The 2,318-nt window shown below is 71.6% G+C and carries 2 protein-coding genes; both read right to left on the bottom strand.

Going from position 1 to position 2,318, the window contains the following annotated elements:
• Positions 1 to 292, bottom strand: a 292-nt coding sequence (locus H7U32_RS09300; RefSeq protein ID WP_204469786.1) for a hypothetical protein, incomplete at its 3' end; no start/stop codon positions are given.
• 133 nt (positions 293 to 425) lie between these two features.
• The gene (locus H7U32_RS09295) at positions 426 to 2,225 is read right to left on the bottom strand and encodes a threonine/serine ThrE exporter family protein (RefSeq protein ID WP_440201455.1); all 1,800 of its coding nucleotides are present in this window, start codon (positions 2,223 to 2,225) and stop codon (positions 426 to 428) included.
• Positions 2,226 to 2,318: the final 93 nt, after the last annotated feature.

Here is a 2,318-nt window from a genome sequence, read left to right as displayed (position 1 = left end):
TCACTGGCTCGACGCCCGGCGTCCCCGGTTCGTCGGCCGACGGTCCGGGGGCAGCCGATGCGCCGCCGCCGAGGGCCGCGCCAGTGTCGGCCGACGAACCGGGGACGCCGGGCGTCGAGCCAGTGACGGCTGCCGGGCCGCCGCCGGGGGCCGGGCCGGCGGCCTGCGGCTGGACGCCGGCGATGCGGCCGTCCCGGATCACGATGCGCCACAGCGCGTCGGCGGACGCCCCGCCGCCGAACGGCAGACGCACGTTGGTCACCACCATCGTGGGCATGGCTGGTGTGTCCATATCTCGTTCCTCCTTGGCTCTGCGGCCGCGTGCGGTCGTGGTTGTGCTGCGGCCCATCCTCGCACCCACGATGGTCCGGCCGACCATCTGGCCGGCGGCACGGCCGACGGTCCGGCCGACGGCACGGCACCACTCAGATGTCGTACCGCCAGGATTTGTCGGTGATCACACGGGCCATGGCCAGGCCGATCGGCAGGCAGATGATGATCATGAACGCGCGGAACGCCCAGTCCAGCGCCTGCTGGGTGTCGAACTGCCCCAGGTGGAACATGGCCTGGTACATGTACATGCCGGGTACCATGATCACAATCGACGGCACGGTCAGACAGATGCGCGGGTAGCCCAGATGCGGCGGCAGCCAGCCGCGCCGCACCGAGGAGCGCCAGGCCGAGGCCAGCAGGCCGGCCAGCAGCGCGCCGAGGAAGGCGCCCACCTCCGGCGCCAGCCCGCGGTCCACCAGCTCCAGGCGCAGCGTGTCCGTGACCGCGCCGATCGACGCGGCCACCAGGCACATGCGCTGCGGCGAGTTGAACAGCACCGAGAATCCCCACACGCCGATGAACGCGGCGACGAAGCGCAGCACGCCGTTGAGCACCGGGTCCAGCCCCAGCGGTTCGAAGCCCTCCGGGTTGAGGTGCACCACGCTCGCCACCATCCAGCCGGCCAGCGTGGCCATGAGCACAATGCACAGCACGTACGCGACGCGTTGGATGCCCGAGGGGAAGTCGATCTTCGCCAGATCCAGGCCGCCGGTGATGAGTGGGAAGCCGGGGATCACGAACAGCATCGCGCCGATGTACGCCGTGTCGTGCTGCAGGGCGATCGGATCGAACCATCCGATCAGGCGCAGCGTGCCGGTGCAGGCGAGCGCCGCCACGGCCACCACCACGAAGGTGACGAAGAACTGATTGAGATGGTGGGCGAACAGCCGCCGGCGCAGCCACTGGCCGAGCCCCGCCCCCACGAACGCGCCGACCATGTCGTACACGCCGCCGCCGAGCAGGAACACGAAGGCCGCACAGGCGAGCGCGGAGGCCAGGCCGGACTGCCAGGGGGCGTACAGCGGCACGCGCCGTTCGATGAGGTCGAGCCGCTCGTGGGCCTGCCGCACGGTGATGCCGTCGGTGCCGGCCTGCGCGGCGTCGCCGGCCGCGCCGGACGCGCCGGCCGCCGCCTTGCCCACGTGGTCGAAATGCTGCGCGTACTCGCCTTTCGGCGGCTGGTGCACGCGCTTGGGCTTGGCCGGGGCCGCCGCCGCGCCCGTGGCGGCGGACGGGCCGTCGCCGCGTTCCGGCCGCACATAGCCGGCGTTCTCGAACCACGCCTTCTCCAGCGTGGAGCGGATGGCACGATAGCGCTCGGCGCGCTGGCGGGCGTCGGAGGCCTCCTCCGCGGCCTTGCGGTCGTGTTCGACGGCGCGCATGATCGAGGCGCCGTCCGCGTCGGGTGCGTCGAGATGCTCGACCAGTTCCTCGGAGATGGACGGCTTGGTGTGGTACATCGCGCCGGTGCCGAGGTTCACGTTGAACCAGTCGGCGAAGTGCTCGAGCAGCCAGATGCGCTCGGTGTTCACGCCGGTGGTGGGCAGGTCCACGACCTCGGTGATGCGGTCATGGCCGTCGGTGCAGGAGGCCTCGATGTCCGTGAGGTTGACGTCCGCGCGCACGTGCACGCCCAGCGGGTAGGCGATGCGGTGCATCATCTCGCGCACGCGGAAGCTGCCGGTGCCGGCACCCAGGTCGAGCATGCCCACGCGCACGACCACGCTCGCTTTGGCGGCGATGCCCGCCTCGGTGACGGGCTTGTCCCAGTCACGCTCGATGTCTTCCATGTCCAGAGGGATGGCATGCGTATGGAACCGGCGCACGGCCTGGGCTCCCTCCGGCTGCCCCGCGCCGCGCGTGCGATGATGACCGAAAAGCACGTCTTCCAGTATGGCGCGGGGGTCAGATGTGCGCGGGGCGGGCGGCACGGCCGTGTGCGGGCGGACGGGTCGGGCGGACGGGTCGGGCGGACGGGTCGGGGA

The sequence above is a fragment of the Bifidobacterium pullorum subsp. saeculare genome (genome assembly GCF_016899725.1).
In the GTDB taxonomy this organism is placed as follows: domain Bacteria; phylum Actinomycetota; class Actinomycetes; order Actinomycetales; family Bifidobacteriaceae; genus Bifidobacterium; species Bifidobacterium pullorum_C.
Note: the sequence above shows the minus strand (reverse complement) of the source record. Positions and strands in the feature narration are given on the sequence as shown.